Origin of the sequence: Scrofimicrobium sp. R131 (assembly GCF_040256745.1) — a bacterium.
Lineage (GTDB): Bacteria > Actinomycetota > Actinomycetes > Actinomycetales > Actinomycetaceae > Scrofimicrobium > Scrofimicrobium appendicitidis.
Genome location: NZ_CP138335.1, coordinates 832,072 through 852,216, shown reverse-complemented (window position 1 = coordinate 852,216; position 20,145 = coordinate 832,072). Strand labels below are relative to the sequence as shown.

19 protein-coding genes and 1 tRNA gene are annotated in these 20,145 nt (G+C 64.1%); 3 read left to right on the top strand and 17 right to left on the bottom strand.

Features of this window, described 5'->3' with window-relative positions:
* The first annotated feature begins 11 nt into the window (after positions 1-11).
* Positions 12-1,883: a long-chain fatty acid--CoA ligase gene (locus SAC06_RS03965; RefSeq protein WP_350258915.1), complete on the top strand. Its 1,872-nt coding sequence runs from the start codon at positions 12-14 to the stop codon at positions 1,881-1,883.
* On the opposite strand, the gene SAC06_RS03960 is transcribed toward SAC06_RS03965, so the two are convergent.
* From SAC06_RS03960 to SAC06_RS03905, 12 genes are all read right to left on the bottom strand, one after another.
* On the bottom strand, positions 1,880-2,185 hold the full coding sequence (locus tag SAC06_RS03960; RefSeq protein WP_350258914.1) for a GNAT family N-acetyltransferase: 306 nt from the start codon (positions 2,183-2,185) through the stop codon (positions 1,880-1,882). The genes SAC06_RS03965 and SAC06_RS03960 overlap by 4 nt on opposite strands.
* Positions 2,186-2,207: 22 nt before the next feature.
* Positions 2,208-3,071: a hypothetical protein gene (locus SAC06_RS03955; protein ID WP_350258913.1), complete on the bottom strand. Its 864-nt coding sequence runs from the start codon at positions 3,069-3,071 to the stop codon at positions 2,208-2,210.
* Complete coding sequence (locus SAC06_RS03950) at positions 3,064-3,345, bottom strand: chorismate mutase (RefSeq protein ID WP_350259148.1); 282 nt, start codon at positions 3,343-3,345, stop codon at positions 3,064-3,066. Before SAC06_RS03950 ends, SAC06_RS03955 begins: the two co-directional genes overlap by 8 nt.
* 75 nt (positions 3,346-3,420) lie before the next feature.
* Positions 3,421-4,674: an ATP-dependent Clp protease ATP-binding subunit ClpX gene (gene clpX, locus SAC06_RS03945; protein WP_350258912.1), complete on the bottom strand. Its 1,254-nt coding sequence runs from the start codon at positions 4,672-4,674 to the stop codon at positions 3,421-3,423.
* 113 nt (positions 4,675-4,787) lie between these two features.
* On the bottom strand, positions 4,788-5,435 hold the full coding sequence (locus SAC06_RS03940) for an ATP-dependent Clp protease proteolytic subunit (protein ID WP_350258911.1): 648 nt from the start codon (positions 5,433-5,435) through the stop codon (positions 4,788-4,790).
* Positions 5,436-5,437: 2 nt separating this feature from the next.
* Positions 5,438-6,061 carry an ATP-dependent Clp protease proteolytic subunit gene (locus tag SAC06_RS03935; RefSeq protein ID WP_350258910.1) on the bottom strand — a complete coding sequence of 208 codons (624 nt, stop codon included), beginning with the start codon at positions 6,059-6,061 and terminating at the stop codon, positions 5,438-5,440.
* A 227-nt stretch (positions 6,062-6,288) separates the two neighbouring features.
* Positions 6,289-7,770: a xylulokinase gene (gene xylB, locus SAC06_RS03930; protein ID WP_350258909.1), complete on the bottom strand. Its 1,482-nt coding sequence runs from the start codon at positions 7,768-7,770 to the stop codon at positions 6,289-6,291.
* Positions 7,770-8,393, bottom strand: coding sequence for an SIS domain-containing protein (locus SAC06_RS03925; RefSeq protein ID WP_350258908.1), 624 nt, complete (start codon positions 8,391-8,393; stop codon positions 7,770-7,772). The genes xylB and SAC06_RS03925 overlap by 1 nt, the downstream gene beginning before the upstream one ends.
* A 10-nt stretch (positions 8,394-8,403) precedes the next feature.
* Positions 8,404-9,051: an SIS domain-containing protein gene (locus tag SAC06_RS03920; RefSeq protein WP_350258907.1), complete on the bottom strand. Its 648-nt coding sequence runs from the start codon at positions 9,049-9,051 to the stop codon at positions 8,404-8,406.
* A gap of 43 nt (positions 9,052-9,094) precedes the next feature.
* The gene (locus SAC06_RS03915) at positions 9,095-10,615 is read right to left on the bottom strand and encodes a sugar ABC transporter ATP-binding protein (RefSeq protein ID WP_350258906.1); all 1,521 of its coding nucleotides are present in this window, start codon (positions 10,613-10,615) and stop codon (positions 9,095-9,097) included.
* A gap of 1 nt (position 10,616) precedes the next feature.
* Complete coding sequence (locus SAC06_RS03910) at positions 10,617-11,639, bottom strand: substrate-binding domain-containing protein (protein ID WP_350258905.1); 1,023 nt, start codon at positions 11,637-11,639, stop codon at positions 10,617-10,619.
* A gap of 45 nt (positions 11,640-11,684) precedes the next feature.
* Positions 11,685-12,707, bottom strand: coding sequence for an ABC transporter permease (locus SAC06_RS03905; protein WP_350258904.1), 1,023 nt, complete (start codon positions 12,705-12,707; stop codon positions 11,685-11,687).
* Between the two features lie 183 nt (positions 12,708-12,890).
* Here SAC06_RS03905 and SAC06_RS03900 point away from each other — a divergent pair, with 183 nt between their 5' ends.
* Positions 12,891-13,889, top strand: a complete 999-nt coding sequence (locus SAC06_RS03900; RefSeq protein ID WP_350258903.1) for a sugar-binding transcriptional regulator — start codon at positions 12,891-12,893, stop codon at positions 13,887-13,889.
* A gap of 77 nt (positions 13,890-13,966) precedes the next feature.
* On the opposite strand, the gene tig is transcribed toward SAC06_RS03900, so the two are convergent.
* Positions 13,967-15,307 carry a trigger factor gene (tig, locus tag SAC06_RS03895; RefSeq protein ID WP_350258902.1) on the bottom strand — a complete coding sequence of 447 codons (1,341 nt, stop codon included), beginning with the start codon at positions 15,305-15,307 and terminating at the stop codon, positions 13,967-13,969.
* A gap of 247 nt (positions 15,308-15,554) precedes the next feature.
* Here tig and SAC06_RS03890 point away from each other — a divergent pair, with 247 nt between their 5' ends.
* A complete protein-coding gene (locus tag SAC06_RS03890; RefSeq protein ID WP_350258901.1) occupies positions 15,555-16,934 on the top strand; it encodes an LssY C-terminal domain-containing protein in 1,380 nt (459 codons plus the stop codon).
* Between the two features lie 115 nt (positions 16,935-17,049).
* On the opposite strand, the gene SAC06_RS03885 is transcribed toward SAC06_RS03890, so the two are convergent.
* The 4 genes from SAC06_RS03885 to SAC06_RS03870 all read right to left on the bottom strand — a co-directional run bounded on the left by SAC06_RS03885 (position 17,050) and on the right by SAC06_RS03870 (position 20,145).
* Positions 17,050-17,123: transfer RNA gene (locus tag SAC06_RS03885), tRNA-Gly, on the bottom strand.
* A gap of 92 nt (positions 17,124-17,215) precedes the next feature.
* The gene (locus tag SAC06_RS03880) at positions 17,216-17,833 is read right to left on the bottom strand and encodes a TlpA disulfide reductase family protein (protein ID WP_350258900.1); all 618 of its coding nucleotides are present in this window, start codon (positions 17,831-17,833) and stop codon (positions 17,216-17,218) included.
* On the bottom strand, positions 17,826-18,713 hold the full coding sequence (gene ccsB, locus SAC06_RS03875; RefSeq protein WP_350258899.1) for a c-type cytochrome biogenesis protein CcsB: 888 nt from the start codon (positions 18,711-18,713) through the stop codon (positions 17,826-17,828). Before ccsB ends, SAC06_RS03880 begins: the two co-directional genes overlap by 8 nt.
* Complete coding sequence (locus SAC06_RS03870) at positions 18,706-20,145, bottom strand: cytochrome c biogenesis protein ResB (RefSeq protein ID WP_350258898.1); 1,440 nt, start codon at positions 20,143-20,145, stop codon at positions 18,706-18,708. Before SAC06_RS03870 ends, ccsB begins: the two co-directional genes overlap by 8 nt.

The following is a 20,145-nucleotide window of genomic DNA, read 5'->3' as shown; positions in this document are numbered from 1 at the left end:
AAGGACGCATCGTGAGCAACGAAAATAACCCTTCGGCGGACGACGTGAGTGAGGACAGTCCGGTCACCGAAGCCCTCGAATGGACCGGCCCGGTCCTGGAGCGAGTCGACGAACACCTGTCGATTCCAGCCCTGCTGGAACGGCGCGTGTCGGCTAACCCTCGCTCGCCAATCATCGAGTTGAAGAGCGAGATGGGAGCCACCTGGCGTCCCATCTACGCCGGCGACTTCTGGCGCGAGGTGCAGGCGGTGGCGGCCGGCCTGATCGGAATGGGGTTGGAGTTCGGCGACCGGTTCGCGATCATGTCGCACACCCGGTACGAGTGGACGCTGCTCGACTTTGCCGGCTGGACCGCGGGGCTTGCTCCAGTTCCGATCTATGAAACGTCCTCTGCTTCGCAGATTGCTTACATTCTGCAGGATGCGGAAGTGAAGCTGGTGGTGGCCGAGTCCATTTCTAATGCCAACCTGGTCCGCGCCGCGGCCGAGCAGGCCGGAGTCTCGGTCCAGGTCCTGTCCCTGGACTCGCAGGCGATCGCCACCATTACTGAGGCGGGCCGGACCATTCCGGTCACCGAGGTAACGGCCCGGGCCAACCGGCTCACCACCGACTCCCTCGCCACCTTGGTGTACACCTCGGGAACGACGGGGACACCGAAGGGCGTGGTAATTAACCACGGCAACTTCACCGAGCTGACGGTGAATTCCTACCTGTGGATGCCGGAGGTGGCCAGCCACCCCAAGTCCCGCCTGCTCCTGTTTTTGCCGCTCGCCCACATTTTGGCGCGGTTCCTGCAGGTCTACCAGGTGTGCAGCCAGGGCGTGCTGGGCCACTCTCCCGACATCAAGAACCTGCTGCCCGATCTGGCATCGTTCCGGCCCAGCTACCTGCTGGTGGTCCCCCGGGTGCTGGAGAAAATCTACAACTCGGCTGACGCCTCAACCGGCTCCGGGGTGAAGAACCGGATGTTCCGCTGGGCCGCCAACACGGCCGTGGAGTACTCCAAGGCCCTGGACACGGAGGAGGGCCCCTCCCGGGCGCTCGCCACCCAGCACAAGCTGGCCTCCGCCCTGGTGCTGTCCAAGATCATCAACCTGGTGGGCGGCAATGCCGAGTTCGTCATCTCCGGCGGCGCTCCCCTGTCCGAGCACCTATCCCACTTCTACCGCGGGGCTGGGCTCCCGGTGCTGGAAGGGTACGGCCTGACCGAAACCACCGGACCAATCTCGGTGAACACTCCCCGTCTGAACAAGATCGGCACCGTCGGTCCGCCGCTGCCGCCCATGTCGGTGCGGATCTCGGACGACGGCGAAGTGCTGGTCAAGGGGTCTTCGGTGTTCCAGGGTTACCTGCACAACCAGGAGCTGACGGACCAGGTCCTGAAAGACGGCTGGTTTGCCACCGGTGACCTGGGTTCGCTTGATCGGGATGGCTACCTGCGGATCACCGGTCGGGCCAAAGAGGTGATCGTGACCGCCGGGGGCAAGAACGTCATTCCCTCCGCGCTGGAAGACGAGCTGCGCGGCCACCCGCTGATCAGCCAGATCGTGGTGGTTGGGGACAAGCGTCCGTTCATCTCGGCGCTGATTACCCTGGACACGGAGATGTTGCCACTGTGGTTGAAGAACAAGGGCTTGCCCGCGCTCTCTGCCGCCGAGGCAATTGAGAACATCGAGGTCCGAGCTTCCCTGGATCGGGCCATTGCCCGGACCAATGAGAAGGTGTCCCGCGCCGAATCCATCCGGAAGTTTGAGATTCTCCCAACCGATCTGACCGAAGCCAACGGGATGCTGACGCCCTCCCTGAAGGTGAAGCGTTCGGTGGTGCTGCGCGAGTTTGCAGACGTGATTGACCGGATTTACGGCGGTCCCGTCGAATACTAGTCGTCGGTGGGCGGCGCCCAGCTGGGATCCAGGACGTCCTGGTCCTGCGGGTGCCGCTCAAACCACGAAACCGTGTACGGGCACAGCGGACGCAGCCTGATTCCTTCTGTCCGGGCCACCCGGACCGCGTCGGCCACCAGTTGCCCGGCTAGGCCCTGGCCGCGATAGGTCGGGTCCACCTCGGTCGAAACCAGGGTCCAGGTCTGCTCACCGGCCGCTTCATAGCTGAGAAACCCGGCTTCCTGCCCGTCCACCTTTACGACAAACCGGCTCTGCTCCGGCACCTGCAAGACTTCTGCCATGAGCTCTCCTTCCGTGCGGACTCTAGGGTATCGGAACCCGGTCGGAGGCGATATCCCCCGATTCACTCCACCAGGCCACCTCTAGTTCCCCCTCGGTAAAACTCTCTGGAACCGGGAAGATCACCCACGCCCGCGCGTCCTGACCCGGGTCCACGTTGGTCACGTCAAACAGGGCTCCCGGGCCCATCAGCAGCAGGTCATCAATGTAGGTCTGGCCGGTGGCTGCATCCGTCAGACTGAAAATCAGGTCAATGTAGGGGTCCGCCGAAGAGGAACCAACGTTCGTCAGCTCTACTTCCACCCCAACCAGCTTGTATCCAGCTGGCAGCTCGGCGTACTCATACCCGGATGAGAATCGCTCCTCCGCATCCAAATCGGTGGTTACCACCGAAATTTCCCAGCTCCCAGTCTCCGAGCCGAGCCCCTCCTCAGGAAAGGGCCAGTCTTCGTCCGACCAGCCCGGATCGAGCCCGGGGAACTCCTCCTGATTGGGCGATGGTGCCCCCACCGAGAAGGGGTCCGAGCCGGCCACCAGGTAGCGAGCAAAGAGCGCGGCCCCCAGCAGCAGGGCGATCAGCCCCACCCCGACCACGACGGCCACCCCGATCAGGCCACGGCGATTAGCTTTCGGGTCCACCCCGAGCGAGCGGGGAACGTAGTGGGTCCCGGCGCCCACGCGCGGGTCGGGAACGGCTGGACCACCCCCGGGACCGGCCGAAGCAGCTCCCGTCGAAGCAGCCCCTGTCGGACCGGCCCCTGCCTGACCCACCACCGGCTGCAGCGGCACCGGATAGTTCGGATAGGGAGAGCCACCATCCACCGAGTTGCCCCCGACCGGCTGGGACGAATCCGGGCCGTTTCTGTAGGGAAAGCGGGGGTCAGTCATACTCTCTCTTGATCACCTCGTGGTGGCGGATCACTTCCGTCACCATGAACTGCAGAAACTTCTCGGCAAAGTCCGGGTTCAGGCCGGACTCTTCTGCCAGGGCCCGCAAGCGTTGGACCTGCTGCGCTTCCCGTTCCCGGTCGGCCGGGGGCAGTCCCCCGCGGGCCTTAATGTGTCCCACCTGCTCAGTGCAGCGGAACCGCTCAGCCAGGATATGGATCAGGGCCGCATCAAAGTTGTCGATGGCACTGCGCTCACGCAGCAGCGCTTCCATGGTTTCTTCGGTGCTTGTCACCAGTTCCCTCCCCCGTGTGTGGGCTCGCAGTGAGCCGTTTCACTCCAGGGTACTTCAGGCGGAGCGGCTCTCCTTCGCCGTGTTCACATACAGAAGCGGAGCAGCCGTCCCCTCCACCGCTTCCCCGGTGATCACCACCCGCTCCACTTCGGGGCGCGACGGGATCTCGAACATCAAATCTGACAGCGTGTGCTCAATGATTGAGGCCAGCCCACGCGCCCCGGATTTGCGGGCCATCGCCAGCCGAGCCATCGCCGACAGCGCCTCCGAGGTGAACTCCAGCTCCACCTCGTCCAAATCAAACAGGTGCTGATATTGGGCCACCAGCGAGTTCTTCGGCTCGGTCAGGATCCGGGACAGGTCCTCTTCGCTCAGTTCACTGGTGGAGGTCAGCACCGGGAGGCGCCCAATAAACTCGGGAATCATCCCGTACTTGTGCAGATCGTCAGCGTTGATCTCCGCGTAAAAGTCTTCCACCTCAGCCGCCGCCTGCAGGTCGGTCCCAAACCCGGTGATGCGCCGACCCAACCGCTGGCGCACGATCTCCTCAATCCCAGAGAACGCCCCCGCCGCAATGAACAGGATCCCGGAGGTGTCGATTTCCAGGAACTGCTGGTGCGGGTGCTTCCGGCCGCCCTGCGGGGGAACCGAGGCGCGCGTCCCCTCGATGATTTTCAGCAGCGCCTGCTGAACGCCTTCCCCGGACACGTCCCGGGTGATCGAAGCATTCTCACCCTTGCGGCTAATCTTGTCGATCTCGTCGATGTAAATGATGCCGCGCTCGGCCTTCTTGATGTCGCCGTCGGCCTCCTGGATCAGCTTCAACAGGATGTTCTCGACGTCTTCCCCGACGTAGCCGGCCTCCGTCAACGCGGTGGCGTCGACAATGCAGAACGGGACCTCCAACAGGCGGGCCAAGGACCGAGCCAGGTGGGTCTTCCCGGTGCCGGTCGGACCCAGCAGCAAGATGTTGGACTTGGTCCCATCCATCTCTTCGGAGTTGCCCGCTTCGCGGTGGCGCACCCGCTTGTAGTGGTTGTAAACCGCGACCGAAAGAGCCTTCTTGGCCTGATCCTGCCCGATCACCCATGAATCCAGGAACGCATTGATTTCTTTGGGCTTGGGCAGGCTGATTTGGCGGGGAATGACCTGCTCTTCCAGCTCTTCTTCCAGGATCTCGCGGCAAAGGTCAACGCATTCGTTGCAAATGTAGACCCCGGACCCACCGATGAGCTTGCGAACCTGCTTCTGTGACTTGCCACAAAACGCGCACTTGAGCAGATCGGTGCCCTCAGCTAGTCGGCTCACGAAGATCCCCCTTTAGTGTTACGCCATTGCTGCACTCATGGGTCAGGATATCGGAACGGACCGACAAGTGGGAGCAGACGCTCCGCACCTGCCGGTCCGACCGCAACTGCTGCCTAGGCCATCTTCCGGGAAGCCAACACCTGGTCGATCAGGCCGTACTCCTTGGCCTGGTCTGCGGTGAAGATCTTATCCCGCTCGATGTCGCGGCGAACCTGCTCCACATCCATCCCGGAGTGGCGGGCCAAAGTGTCCTCTAGCCATTCGCGCATCCGATCAATTTCGTCGGCCACAATCTGAATGTCAGAGGCCTGGCCCCGCACCCCGTCCATGGCCGGCTGGTGAATCAGCACCCGCGCGTTGGGCAGGGCCAACCGCTTGCCCGGTGAGCCACCGGCCAGCAGCACCGCCGCCGCGGAGGCGGCCTGCCCCAGGCAGACGGTCTGAATCTGCGGACGAATGTACTGCATCGTGTCGTAAATCGCGGTCATGGCGGTGAATGAACCCCCAGGACTGTTGATGTACATGGTGATCAGCGAGTCCGGGTCCATGCTTTCCAGCACCAGCAGCTGCGCCATCACGTCGTCCGCGGAGGCGTCGTCCACCTGCACCCCGAGGAAGACAATCCGGTCTTCGAACAGCTTGGCGTAGGGATCCTGCCGCTTGTAGCCGTAGGCGGTCCGCTCTTCAAACGAGGGGAACACATAGCGGGCTTCGGGCAGCTGTCGCGCCATGGCCTCAAAGTAGGCGTTGGTTGAGTTCATGGTTAGTTGCCCTCTTCCTGCTTGGACTTTTCGGAGACTTCAGCCTGCCCGGAAACCAGGTGGTCGACGAAGCCGTACTCCAGCGCTTCCTGCGCGGTGAACCACTTGTCCCGGTCAAAGTCCCGGTCGATTTGCTCAACGGACTTGCCGGTGGCTTCGGCGATGATCTCGGCCAGCTCCCGTTTCATGTGCAGGATCAGCTCGGCGTTGATTCGGATGTCGGTGGCCGACCCGCCGGCCCCACCGGACGGCTGGTGCATCAGCACCCGGGTGTGGGGGGTGATGAAACGCTTTCCGGGCGAGCCTGCGGTCAGCAGGAACTGGCCCATCGAAGCCGCAAGGCCCATCCCGACCGTGGCCACGTCGGGCTTCACATACTGCATCGTGTCGTAGATGGCCATCCCGGCGGTGACGGAGCCGCCCGGAGAGTTGATGTACAGGTAGATGTCCTCATCTGGATTCTCAGCAGCCAGTAGCAGCAGCTGCGCGCAGACCGCATTGGCGCTGTCGTCGGTGACTTCACCGCCCAGCCAAATGATCCGCTCCTTGAGGAGGCGCTGGTAGACGCTGTCGCCCAGGCCGGACGGATTCTGAACGTCTTGACTGGTGACCTCAGGGTGACTCATAGTTGCCAGTTCCTTCCCGGTCCGATTTATCGGTTCGTGGTTCGGCTTTGGGCGACTCTGCGGCCGCCCATTTGCTCCCACCTATTAAGGTAGACGCTCCGGGGTTCTCAGCGGGGCCAAAATGGCGTGTTTTCGCTGTTGGCGCAGACCGGAACCCCCGCCGGTCACAGACCCATTTTCGGGTGGACGAGGCGGGGGCGCGTCGGTCGGTTCGCTTCGGTTGCGGGTTAGCTTAGCTTTCTGGTGCGGGCGGCAAATCCCACCACCTGCCGGTAGCGTTCGCGGAAACCGGGCCAGGCCGCCTCACCCCGGCGGGGCTCGGTTTGTGAGCTCACCTGCGGGCGCAGTTGCGCGGCCAGTTCCGCCAGCGGGTGGCGGCGCAGCAGGGCCAGGGCCTGGAGTGAGGCCCCCCGCGCGGTTGCTTCCGGCTCGGAAATTGTTTGCACCGGCCGGCCGGTCAGGTCCGCCAGGAGCTGCAGGTAGGCTTTCGAGCGGGCCCCACCCCCGACCGCCACCAGGGTCCCACCGGTGGGCACCCCCGACTCGGCGATCGCGTCCAGGCCGGAGAGTAACCCGAACAGGACCCCCAGGTAGAAGCCGGACACCAACTCGGACCGGGTCGTGCGTCCGTCGAGTTGGCTCAGCACCCCGGTGGCTTCGGGCAGGGCGGGGCTCCGCTCCCCGTCCAGGAATGCCGCAAAGATGGGCAGGGAGGGGCTCTGCAGGTCGGCGGACAGGGCCAGCTCGCTCATGGTGTCGAAGTCGGCCCCCAGCATCTGGCCCGCCCAGTTTGTCACCTTGGTGCAGTTGAGGGTGCAGACCAGGGGCAGCCACCCTCCGGTCGTGTTGGCCACGCCGTCCACCTGGGCCCGCCGCGATCCCCCGGTCAGGGGAGACGAGGTGGAGGTGAACACCACCCCGGAGGTGCCCAGGCTGAACACCACGTCCCCTTCGGCCAGCCCAAGGCCCAGGGCGGCCAGGTGCTGGTCGCCCCCACCGATGGCCACCGGGAGGCCGGGACGCAGGCCCAGCTCGGCAGCGGCCGCCTCGGTCACGTGCCCGGCTCCCGCTTCGGGTCCGCGCACCACCGGAAAGGTCTCAGCCCAGTTCAGGATCGGACCGAAGCAGCAGTTCAGCAGGTCGTAGTCGTACTTGTTTCGAACCGAGTCGTAGTAGCCGGTTCCCGAAGCCTCCGAGCGATCGGTGGTGAACTCCCCCGTCAGGCGCCAGTTCAAATAGTCGTGCGGCAGCAGAATCTTGTCGATCCGGGCGATGGTTTCCGGCTCGTGCGCGACCAGCCAGGCCAGCTTCGCCACCGTGAAGGCAGCGGTGGGAACCGAACCGATCCGATCCACCCAGAAGTTCGGGCCGAACTGGGCCACCAGCTCGCGCATTTCGGGGCCGGCCGTGGTGTCATTCCACAGTTTCACCGGGCGAATTGTCTGCCCATCCCGGTCGAGGGCCACCAACCCGTGACACTGGCCGGAGGCGGCCACCGCCTCCACCCGACTCAGGTCCACGTGGGTGGCCAAGTCCTGAAACGCCGCTTTGAGGGCATCCCACCAGTCCTCGGTGTTCTGCTCGGAAACCGGGGGAAACGTGGGCGGCAGCGCCACTCGGGCCCGGCCGGCCACCTCGAACGTGTCGGCGTCCCGCAGCTCAACCGTGCAGGACTGGGTGGACAGATCGATGCCGGCAACCAGTGCCATCAGAACCCACTTTCTGGCTGGGTGCGCGCCGCTTTCCCAACCCCTCCGGCCGGGTGCCGGGCGAGCGAGTCCCCGAGCTCCCATTCTTTCACTTCCATCAGCACCCGGGTGAGGGCGTCGCCCCAAACGCCGGCCGCCAGGGTGGAGCCCATCGCCAGGGTGTGACCGGGATCGGCCCCCTCCACCGGCTCCAGACACACGAACACCTCACTGATCTGCGCCAGGGTGGACGAGGCGTCCTCCCCCAATCCGATCACGGCCACGCCCAGTTGCTGCACCATCCGGCACAGGCCCAGCACCTCGTCAGACTCCCCGGTCTTGGAGATGGCCACCAGCAGGTCACCGGGCTGGACCGCCCCAACCGTTCCGTGCAGGGCGTCCATGGAGTGGATGAACAGGGCCGGGGTGCCCGACACGGACAGCAGGTGGGCGAGGCGGCGGGCGATTTGCGAGGAGGTGCCGCTTCCCGTGGTGAGAACTTTGCCGGCGGTGGCCAGGACCCGGTCCACCACCTCGGGCAGGGTGTCGGTGACCACGTCGGCCACCCGGGACACGGCCGCGGCCTCCGCGACGATTGCCGCCCGGGCAACCTCGCCCATCTGTTCGCTGGTCAGAGTTTTCATCGACCCGCCCCTACTCGATCGGGTCGAGTTCGGCGGGCACCTCGCTTCGGTGGCCAACCGCCCCGGCCGGGTGACGTTTGAGGGTCTGCTCCCACGGTTCGCGGGCCAGGCGCATCAGCACCTGGGCCAGAGCGTCGGCCCAGACCCCGGACACCAGGGTGGAGCCCATCGCCAACACGTTGCCGGGGTCGGCCCCCTCGCCGGTGTGCAGTTCGCAAACCAGGGTGGCCAGCGACGCGAACGTGGAGGTGGGGGCCTCGGTCACCGCAATGATCTGGGTGTTCTGCTCGCGGACCAGGGCGCACAGCTGGTTGAGCTCGTCCGACTCGCCTCCTTTTGAGAACGCGATCACCAGGTCGTCCGGCTCAATCGCCCCGACGCTGCCGTGAAGCGCATCCATCGCGTGCAGGAAGAGGGCGGGCGTCCCCGAAACGGAGAGCAGGTGGGCCGTTCGCCGAGCCACGGTCGCCGAGGTGCCCGAACCGACCGTGATGACTTTGCCTCGGCGCGATTGCACCAGGTGAACCGCGTCCACGAACGACTGGTCGAGGGCGGCGGCCACGGCGGCCACGGAGGCGGCTTCGGCTTTGACCACCTGGCGACCGGCCTCAATGATCGCGGCCGATTCGGCACTGTCAAACGACTGTGGGGAGTGCATGGTTGTTCCTATTCGTTTGCCTTGAAGGCAGCAGGTTGTTGGGTTACTCGCTCCAGGCGAGGTGGCGCAGTTTAGAGACGGACAGTTCGTCCACCGGGAGTGGGTCAGAGACCACCCGGCCCCCGGCGAAGACGATCACCTCGTCCGAAACGTCCAGGATCTCTTCCTCCTCCGAGGACACCATCACCACCACCATGTCCTCGGTGTGGGCCAGGTCCCGCAGGATCTGGTGAATCTCGGTTTTGACCCCGATGTCGACCCCTTTGGTGGGTTCGTCCAGCAGCAGCACTTTGGGTTCTTGCGCCAGCACCTTGGCCAGCAGAACTTTCTGCTGGTTCCCCCCGGACAGGGAGGAGATTGGCGCCTGGGGATCGCCGCGCAGTTCCAGGAACTCCAGCAGCCGGTTCACGTACTTGTCCAGGCCACCGCTGCGGAGCACTCCCCAACTGGTGAAGCGTTCCAGCACCGGCAGGGCCGTGTTGGTGACGGAGTTTTGCTGCGGGACGATCCCATCGGTTTTTCTTTCCTCGGTCAGGAAGGCGATGCCGCGACGAATGGCGGCCCTCGGCGTGGTCGGCGCAAACTTCTCGTCGCCCACCCGGACCCGGCCCCGGCGGACCCGGTCGGCCCCCACGATGGCCCGCAGCGTCTCGGAGCGCCCGGACCCGCCCAGGCCGTAAACTCCCAGGACCCGTCCGCGAGCGGCATCGAACGAGACTCCGCCCAGGGTGTCGTTAACCAGGTCTTCAACCCCAAACCAGGGCACCCGCTCCCCGAGCACCACCTGCTTTTTCTCGCCGGTCACGTCGACCGCGTCCTGGCCGGCAATAGCTGCCACCACGTCGCGGCGGTTGGCGGTGGCGGTCGGGGCGTCGATCACAAGGCGCCCGTCCATCAGGGCCACAATCCGGTCGCACACCTGGTAGAGCTCGTCCAGCTTGTGGTTGACCAGTAGAATCCCAATTCCCTCCGTGTCGGCCAGGTTCCGCAGGTAGGACAGGAGGTGGGTGATCTGCTCGCCTTCAAGGGCGGTGGTTGGCTCGTCCAGCAGCAGACACTTGGTGTCTTTGGAGACCGCAATTGCGATTTCCAGCAGCTGGCGCGTCGCCACCGGGTAGGCGCCCACCAGCTTGTCCACGTCAACGTCGAGGCCGAAGCGCTCGACAATTTCCTGGGCCCCGGCCCGCATCTGGGCGGTCCGCAGCCCGGTCGGTCCGGCCAGTTCCCGTCCCAGCCAGACGTTTTGGGTCACCGTCAGGTTGGGTAGCAGCGAGAGCTCCTGGTAGACGGTGGAGACGCCGGCGGCAATGGCGTCTTGAGGAGAGCTGAAGGATACCGACCGACCGGCCAGCTTCAGCGTACCGCTGTCAGCTTTGTGAGCTCCGGCAAAGACCTTCAACAGAGTGGATTTTCCCGCCCCGTTGTGGCCGACGAACCCAACGATCTCCCCGGCATGCAGGTTGAAAGAGACGCCTTTCAACACCGGGTTGGGGCCGTACGATTTGCGAATGTCACTGGCGCTCAGGAGCGCCGGCTTCGGGTCGGTATCCTTCAGGGTGTTCATGTTAGCCAACCTCTCCTGGGGCCGGGGTTTCCCCGTTGACGTAAATCTTCAGCGGACGCAGAATCTCTGCCTCCACCGAACCGCCATCGACGTAGGTGCGGATCTGCTCAACGACGCGGCGGCCGTAGTCTTCCGGCTCCTGCGCCGCACAGCCCGGGTAGGCATCGGTCAGCGGGAGCTCGGGTGCACAGAAGCCGTACACCTTCACGTCGCGGCCGGAGGCCTTGACGGCTTCCAGGGCGCCCTGAGCGGCAGGACCGGTCGAGGCGAAGATCGCGTTCATGCTCGGGTTACCCTGCAGCATTTCCGTGGTGACGTTGAGGGAGTCCTCTGCCTTGACGTTGCCGTCCACCTTGGCGATCACCTTGGCGTTCGGGTTGGTCGAGAGCACCTCCTCAAACCCTTCGTCCCGGATTACCACCGGAACTTCGTCGGGCTCGGTCACGTAGCCCACGTTGATCTCCGCGTCGGCGCCGAAGTCAGCCAGCACCTGCTCGGCCACCTGGGCTCCACCGGCCTTGTTGTCCGCACCCAGGTACTGGATGATATGCGCTCCCTGAGCCGCGAGGGCATCGGGATCGGCGATCACGTTCACGGTGAAGACCGGGACGTTCGCGTCGTTGGCCGCCTTGATGATGGCCGCCGCCGGCTCGGACTTGACCGGGTTCAACGCCAGCGCACACAGGTTCTTCTGCAACATGGCCTCGGCCTGGGCCAACTGCTGAGCGTCATCGTCGTCGGCAATGGCTACTTCGGCCTTCATGCCGTTTTCGGCAGCAGCTTCTTCGAAGCCCTGCTTCATCGCCACGTAGTAGGGATTGGTTTGGTTGGGAAGCAGGACCCCCAGGAGGGCGCCATCTTCCTTGCAGGATTCGGGAATCTGGGCACTGGCGGCGCTGTCGCTGCCAGATTGGCCTGACTCCTCCGTGCTCTTACTGACGCCGGTATCCACGGCGGAGCAGCCAGCCAGGGCGATGGCGCCAACTGACAGGGCCAGCCCGAAGAGCGAACCAACTCGTTTCATTTTTCCTCCTTTAGGAAATGTGTGTGAAGTAGAAGGTGAGTGTGACTAGTCGGGGTCAAGAGTGTGAACTAGCGCCTCCTTTCCGGGGGAGGTTGGTTCATTGGCTCCGCCCAGGCGGAACAGCTTTCGGAGAGAAATGTTCCGCCGATTGGTGTCGATGAGGACGCCGACCAGGATGATCGCGCCGATGACGAGGGGCTGCCAGTAGGACTCCACCCCGATCACGTTCATCCCGTTGGAGACTTCCGCGATCAGAAGGGACCCGATAAAGGCGCCGAGGATAGTGCCGACTCCGCCGAAGAGGCTGACGCCGCCCACCACGGAGGAAGCAATTGAGTAGAACTGTTCGTTTCCGGACCCGGCGGTTGGGTACCCCACCATCAGACGGGAGGCGGTGATGATGCCTCCGAAGGCGGCGGTGATCCCCGAGATGACGTAGACCAGGATCGTGGTGCGAGCAATGTTGATCCCCGCCAGCCGGGCGGTCTCCTTGTTGCCGCCAACCGCGTAGATGTGCACGCCGGTCGGAGTCTTGGTCAGCATGAAGCCGATGATGAGGGCGGCCACCACCACCATAATGACCGGAATCGGGATCCCGAAGACTGACCCGCGACCAAAGAAAGCGAACATCGGGTCGGTTACCGTGACCGAGCGAGCATTGGTCAGAATCTTCGGAATCGAAGCAGCGATGCCGAAGGTGGCGAAGGTGACGATGAACGGGGGCATTTTCCCGTAGTAGACCATGGCCCCGTTGAACAGACCGACGGCTACCCCGCCCAGGATGGCGAAGATGGCGGCTAACCACCAGGGTGCCCCCGCCTGCATTGACATGGCCGCGATCATGCCGGTGAGGGCAATGTTGGAACCGACGGACAGGTCGATCCCGCCGGTCAGCAGCACGGTGGTTTGCCCGAGGGCCAAGAACATGACGACCGCCCCGTTCAGCAGCAGGACGCTCATGTTGCTGGCGGTGCGGAACTCGGGCGAAATGCTGCCCATGATGATTCCAACTAGGACGACGACCCCAAGGACACCAAGCTCCTGTGGAACAGCCCGGCGAGTTTTCATATCGGCTCCTTTGCTCGATTGAGCTGGAAGTGCTCGTTTGAGTTGAGACCACAGTAACACCATTCTCACTCGAGCATCAAGTCACGTAGTATGCTCATGTGAGCAATCAAATTGGCCCCGATGGAGGGACCAACGACGGTACTATTGGGCCAACACAAGATGAACTGGCGGTTAGGAAATCCATTGAGCATCCAGCCCGCAGACTCAGTTGAACTACTCGCCGAAGTGGCCGAGCGCTTCTATGTTGAAGATCAAAGTAAGACTGAAATCGGTAAGGACCTGAATTTGTCGCGCTTCAAAGTGGCACGACTGCTGGAAGAGGCGCGAGACAGCGGCATTGTCCAGATCACCATCAGGCGGACCAGGTCCACCTACTACGACCTGGAAATAGCCCTGGCTAATCACCTGCAGTTGGAACGGGTAATTGTGGTGGATGCCGACCCAATCGCCGAAACTGAGCGGGACCACCTGGGCGAAGCCGCCGCCGAGTATGTCGGCCGAATAGTCCAAAAAGATGACATCATCGGGCTGGCCTGGGGCCGCACTCTGCTCCCGGTGGCCAATCACCTGGACCCGCTGCCAAGGGTGACTTTGGTCCAGCTCACCGGCGTGGTGGGCAACGACATCACCCGTTCACCGATCGAGGTGGCGGCCCGGATCAGGGAAAACTCCCACTCGGAAACCAAGGCACTGCTGGCGCCCCTGTACGCCGCCTCGGTTAACACCGCGCGGGCCCTCCGCCGCGAACCCAGCGTCCAAAACGTGTTTGCCTACTACGATCGGCTCGACATCGCCCTGTCCTCAATTGGTTCCTGGCAACCGCGGGTGACCCAGCTTGAGTCAGAGTTTGCCCCGGAAATCTCCCAGGAACTGGACGAAAAAGGCGTGGCCGCCGACTTTTGCGGTCTGTTCTTCGACGCGGAGGGACACCAGGTTCTCACCGATCTGGATCACCGCCGGATCTCAATTGAGCCCGACCAGATCGCCCGCACCACTCAGGTGATCGCGGTGGCCGGCGGGCTGGACAAGACCAACGCCCTGCACTCGATGGCCCTGACCGGGCTGCTCACCTGTCTGGTCACCACCAGCAACGTGGCCGAGCAGCTCCTGGCCATGACCTCGGTTTCCCGCCCAACCTGGACCCGCCCCCACCACCGGCTCCGGGCAGCTAGCCCCCGGTGAGGCCCGGCGCGATCCAAATTGGGCACTAACGCAAAAGCGGGGCGACCCGAAGGCCGCCCCGCTCAGGAAGTACGTGGTTAGTCTTCCTTGGCTTCTTCCGCCACCTCTTCGGTGACTTCTTCAATCTGCTCTTCGAAGCTCGGGGCTTCCGCCTCGGCCGGATCCGCGGTGAACTCGCTGATGTCAACCAGTTCGCCGTTGGTGTCCTTGACGGTGGCGCCGCGCAGCACCGCCACCAGTGCCTTGGTCCGGGCCAGCTCCACCATCATGTTCTGGATCTGACGCTGATCCTGGAACAGCTGTCCCGGATCCATGCCGAAGGTCTGGGCGGTCTGCATCATGAACTCGAAGAGTTCCTGCTGACCAACCTGAACGTCGCTCTTCTCCGCCAGGGTCTCCAGGAAGATGGATTGACGCAGGTCGTTCTCCACAGCCTCACGGATCGACTGCTTGTCCTCGTCCGAGGTGTTCTCGTCCACCCGGTGCGACAGCTCGTGCTCAATTGCGGACTCGGGCAGCAGGATCTCGGTCTGCTCCAGCAGCTGGGCCAGCAGCTTGTCGCGGGCCTCCAGCGCCTGCTGCGAGACACCGCGGCGGGCCACCTGCTCGCGCAGGTCGGCCAGCAGTTCCTCGGCCGTATCAAACTCGGAAACCATCTGGGCAAAGTCGTCGTCAGCCTCGGGCAGTTCCCGCTCCTTGACCGAGATGACCTTGACCTCGATGGTGGCATCCTGGCCGGCGTACTCGCCGCCGCGAACGGTCGAGGTGAAGGTGACTTCCGCCCCGGCCTCCTGGCCGCGCAGTGCCTCATCCTGACCTTCCAGCATGTTGCCCGAGCCCAGCTCGTAGGACACCTCGGACAGGGTGTCGATCACTTCGTCGCCCACCTTGGCTTCCAGGTCCAGGGTCAGGTAGTCGCCGTCTTCAGCCGCCCGCTCCAGGTTCTTCAGGGTGGCGAACCGGCCCCGCAGCTCGTCGAGCTCAGCCTGGACGGCCTCGTCGTCGACCTCAACCGGGGAGACTTCCACTTCCAGGCCTTCAAACTCGGGCACGTCAAACGCTGGAACCACGTCGACCTCGGCGGTGAACTTCAGCAGTCCGCCGGGCTCACCCTCGGCCGCCGGGACCTCAACCACGTCGACGTCCGGCTGGGACACCGGGCGCAGTTCGTTGTCCATCACCGCGCGCGAGTACAGCCCGGGCAGCACCTCGTTCACGACCTGCTCGATCACGACCCCGCGGCCAAAGCGCTGGTCAATGATCCGCGGCGGGACGTGCCCCTTCCGGAACCCCGGGATGGAAACCTGCTGCGCGATCTCGCGGTAGGCCTTATCCATATCCGGCTTCAGCTCGTCATAGTCAGCTTCGACAGTCACCTTTACGCGGGTCGGCTCAAGGCTTTCAACAGTGCTCTTCACGGGGTTAGTCTCCCAGCTAGTTCGATAATTAGGGCAGTCCGCGGATGCAGACACTGTCCTCTAGTTTACGGGACGCCCGCCCAGTTGGTTAATAGTGATGTGAGCCGTCTTCGTGAGATTGCTCCCGAGCCGGGGCCGGGAGGTGGCGTGGCCCGGAACCCCTTGCTTGGGTGGCGAGCCGGCCCAGCGCGAGCCGGGGCTGCTCCCGCATGCCATACTGGCCTCAATTGGACCGCGGGGAGGCACCATGGCACGACCGATCCACCGAACTTCCCACCGCTGGGAACGGCTCAACGCCGCCGCCGACGGCGCATTCTTCCTGCTGGCCACCGCCGCCTCCTGCTGGCTGTTCGTCGTCTCGCTGTCCAACATTCACTCGTTTCACTGGACCGTGTTCGCCTGGTTGATCCTCCTGTGGGCCACGCTGGCCTACCTGCTGCTCCCCCGGATTCACCGGGTCCTCACCACCCTGTATGTCCCGGACTACTTCATCGGCCGCGCCCGCACCACCGAGGGACTGCTGGGCGACCCCGTCAATCTGGCCTTTCACGGCACTGAAGCGCAGGTGGAGGCCGCAATGCACCGGGCCGGGTGGGTGAAGGCCGACCCGATCACCCTGCGAACCTCCCTGGGCATCGCTCTGTCCACGCTGACGCGGAAGTCCTACCCGCAGGCCCCGGTCAGCCCACTCCTGCTGTTCAACCGGCAGCAGGACCTAGCCTTTCAACAGGAGGTCGAGGGGAACCCGGCTCAGCGCCACCACATCCGGTTCTGGCAGTGTCCCCCAGCATGGCCGCTACCCGGCGGGACCCGGGTCGGTTGGCTCGGGGCGGCCACCTATGACAAGTCGGTCGGGCTGTCACTCTTCACCCTGCAGGTGACGCACAAGATTGCCGAGAACACGGATCAGGAACGCGACCACGTGGTCCAGACTCTGCAGGATGCAAATCCGGAGGTGAAAGTCCGGGTTCTGGCCGACTTTTCCACCGCCTATCACTCCCGCAACGGCGGCGGCGACTCGATCAAGACCGACGGGGCCCTGCCGATCGTGGATCTGCGCCCAGTCCCGGCCTCCAAGCCGGCGGAGCCCACCCACCTCCCCTCCCACCTGGATGACGCCAAAGAGTTCTTGCGGGCAGAGCGGCCAATCCCGATTTACGTCGCCATGCTGCTGATTTTGTTGCAGATCGGGGGAATGGTGGCCTGGTCCGTCCTGGCCCTGCGCGACTCGGGCTCATACGCGGGGGCCGTCACCAAGTTGCTCCCCGACCAGGGGCTACTGGCTGCTGCTACCCCGGATCAGATCGTCCGCACCTACGTGGTCAGCTACCTGCTGGGCGCCGCGGTGTTTGCCGGGTTGGCTGCCCTGATGTGGGATGGGTTTCGGCCGGCCCGGCTCTTCCTGATGGCCGCCGCCACCCTCACCATTGTCCCGGCCTTCGTCACCTGGTGGCGACTTGGCAGCAGCCCCGAGTTCGACCAGTACCTGCTGTCGGTGATGATGGCGGTGCCGCTGCTGATGGCCCTGACCTCCCCCTCGGTGACCGAGTGGGCAGACCAGCGAACTGACCTGCGCCGGGCCCGCCGAACGGCACGCAAACAAGTGAAAGCCGGCTCGGGAAAATGACCGGCTCCCAGTAGAGGCCGCGTTTTACCTGAAAAGCTAAACCAAGGCGCAAATGGACGACTCCGCCGATCACGATTGGTTGAATGGAAAGCCGACTTTTGCTTCAAACGGCCAGTGGAGCGAGTGACGGGAATCGAACCCGCACCATCTGCTTGGAAGGCAGAGGCTCTACCATTGAGCTACACTCGCGGCGTCTTGCCGGGGCAAGAACACCTCCTAATGATACAGAAATTTCGGCGTCGACCAAATTGGCCGAACCACCTGCCGAACTACCCGCCGAACTACCCGCCGACCTGCACGCCCAGCTCGGCTAGCTTCGCCAAGACCTGGGCCTGTCCCAGCGTCCCCACCTCCACGCTGTGGATGTTTCCATCCGCATCGAGGAAGTAGTGGGTGGGCAAGCCCATCACTCGGTACAGGGAGGCGATCTTGTTGCCGCTGTCGATCACCTGCGGGTAGGTCAGGTTCAGCTTGGCGCTGTAATCCAACACGGCGCTTGGGGTGTCAGAGACGTAGACCGAGATGATCTGAGCCCGGTCCCCCACCTGCTGATAAACCTCCTGAATGTCGGGAACTTCCGCCCGACAGTTGGAGCACCAGGTGGCGTTGAAGATCAACCAGGTGGGCTGGCCCGGTTCGCCCACCTCGAAGGTGTCGCCGCCGGTGGTCCGCGCGGTGAAGGCCGGGGCCGGCTGCCCCACTTCCGGGGCGGGCTGGCCACTGTCGGGCACGTCCACCTCGGACACGCCGGTGGTGTCCCCCGACTCGGCCGCAGCTGACGCACCCCCGTCCCGCCAGCTACCCACCAGCCAGATGCCGGCCAAAACTATCAGGGTGACGACCGCCAGAATGACAATGTTGCCGAGCGGGGTCTCTCTAAAGGCACGTTTCTCAGGCATACGAGTGCAGACCGCCAAAGAAGTGGTTCCCAAAGTAGGCAAACAGCACGGCCGCGAAACCGATGATCAGCAGCCAGGCACTGCGCTTGCCCTGCCAGCCGCGGGTGACGCGGGCATGCAGGTAGGCCCCGTAGATCAGCCAGGTTACCAGCGCGGCGGTCTCCTTCGGATCCCAACCCCAGTACCGGCCCCAGGCGGTGTTGGCCCAGACGGCACCCAGCACAATCATGATGGTCAGCATCGGGAAGGTCACCGTCGCGGCCTTGTAGCCAATGTCGTCGAACAGGTCCCGCGGGGGGAGGCGACGGATCTTCAGGTTCGGGTAGATCAGGTACAGGACGGCAGCGCCGAACGAAACTGCAGCCGCGCCGTAGGCCGCAATCGCGAAGCCAACGTGCAGGGTGAGCAGCAGGTTGTTCTGCAGGGCGGGGATGAGCGGCTGCACGGTGGTGTCCAGCGTCATCGAGTAGAGCAGCAGCGCGGCGGCCACCGGGAGCACCATCAGCGACAGGATCCGAACCCGCCACAGGTACTCGGCCACCAGGTAGGCACCCAGGATCCCCAGCACGAAGGAGACGGCGAACTCGTGCTGATTTGAGAACGGGCCGTAGCCGGTCTGGGTCATCCGGATCACCAGGTAGGCCAGGGTCAGGATGAAGGAAATGAAGGTGAAGCCGGTGGCGTACAGCGCCAATCCGGTCGGCAGTTTCTGCCGTTCGTAGGTGCCGACCTGCGAGGTGACGGTCGCACCGACCGCTACCTTCTCAGGCTGCTTGGCACGCTTGGTGGTCACCACTACCAGGTCACACACCAGCGCCAGCACCACGAACACGAGTGCCGCGGTCAGGATGTACTCGGCCACGACCAAAATGCTATCCATGGTTTTCCTCTCTGCTGGCCGAACCAAGTTCCTGGTCCACTTCGGCCACTAGTTTTTCGAACATTCGCTGGTAGGAGTAGTCGAGGCGGGAAACCGCGCCGAACAGAAGCTCGCCCTCTTCGTGGCGCAACCACAGGCGCCGGTAGGGGAACATGAAGGTGATGCTCATGCCGACCACCAGCAGGATGGACCCAACCCACATCCAGGGGGCGCCGGGGTCCTGCCGCATCCGGATCCCGGTGTACTGGCGTTCCCGCTCGAAGGAAACGGTGTATCCCTCAACCGTCTCGCTCTCGCCCTGGGTCACGCCCACCACTCCCAGCGGCTCCTCCGCCTCGGCCTGGTACACCTCAAACACGGCCGTGCCGACCGGAATCCCGGAGTCGACCGCCCCGGAGGCCGGGGTGACAACCACGACTTCCAGTCCCTCCAAGTCGACTCGCCCGACAGCCTTCTGCCCGTCGTTGGAGGTCCACTTCAGCGGGACCGAGCCGGAGAAGAGGGTCTCTCCGCTTGCATCGGCAATGCTCACGTCAGCAGCGATGCCGAACGAAGACTGGTGGAAGCGGAAACCGCCGTAGTCCAGGGGCGAGTTGACCCGAACTTCCTGCTCGGCCAGCACTTCATCCCCGTCGAGAATCTGAATCACAGAGACGTAGTCGGCGGGCCGGCCCGTCTCGGTGTAGCTGTCTTTGAACGAGAGCGCCTGCACGCTCAGGTCGGTCCCGTGTCCCACCGGAACGGAGCCGCCCACGGGCACGGCCATGTCCTCTTCAATCCCCCAGGTCGAGCTGATGACGAAGGCGGCCAGAATCAGGATGAAGCTGAGGTGAGCGATGACGGTCCCGATCCCGCTCCAGGCGTAGCGGTCCGCGTAGGCGGCCACGCCCGGCTCGCGCGGGTCCTCCAGGTAGCGGAAGCGGTTGCGTCTCAGCACGCGCCGGGCCGCTTCGAGCGTCTCGGTGGACGAGGCGGTGGTTGGCACGGTGCCGCGGTAACGCGCCTTGGCAAAGAAGCGGGCAGCCACGTGCACGCGCGGCTCCCGGTAGCGCTTCCACAACTCGGGGATCCGGTGCACGGTGCAGGCAATGATGCTCAGCGCCAACAGCGAGACGATGACGTAGAACCCCACCGAAGTAAAGATGTGGAAGAACCCGACGGCGTTCAGGATCGAAGTCCACCCGCCGTAAACTTCCTGCGCCTGAGCCAGGAATTGGGCTTTGGCGGCCGGATCGTCAAAAGTCCCCGGCTGCGCCTGCATGATCAGGGACCCAAAGACGGCGTAGAACGCCATCAGCAGGATCAGAATTAGGCCGACCGTCTTTGAGTAGAAAAGACGGTAGACCCAGTGGAACACCTCGGTGACGGCAACTTCGTGCTCCCGGGGCTGCTCCTCTCCCACTTGGACCGTGGGGCCGGCTGGTTCAGTCAT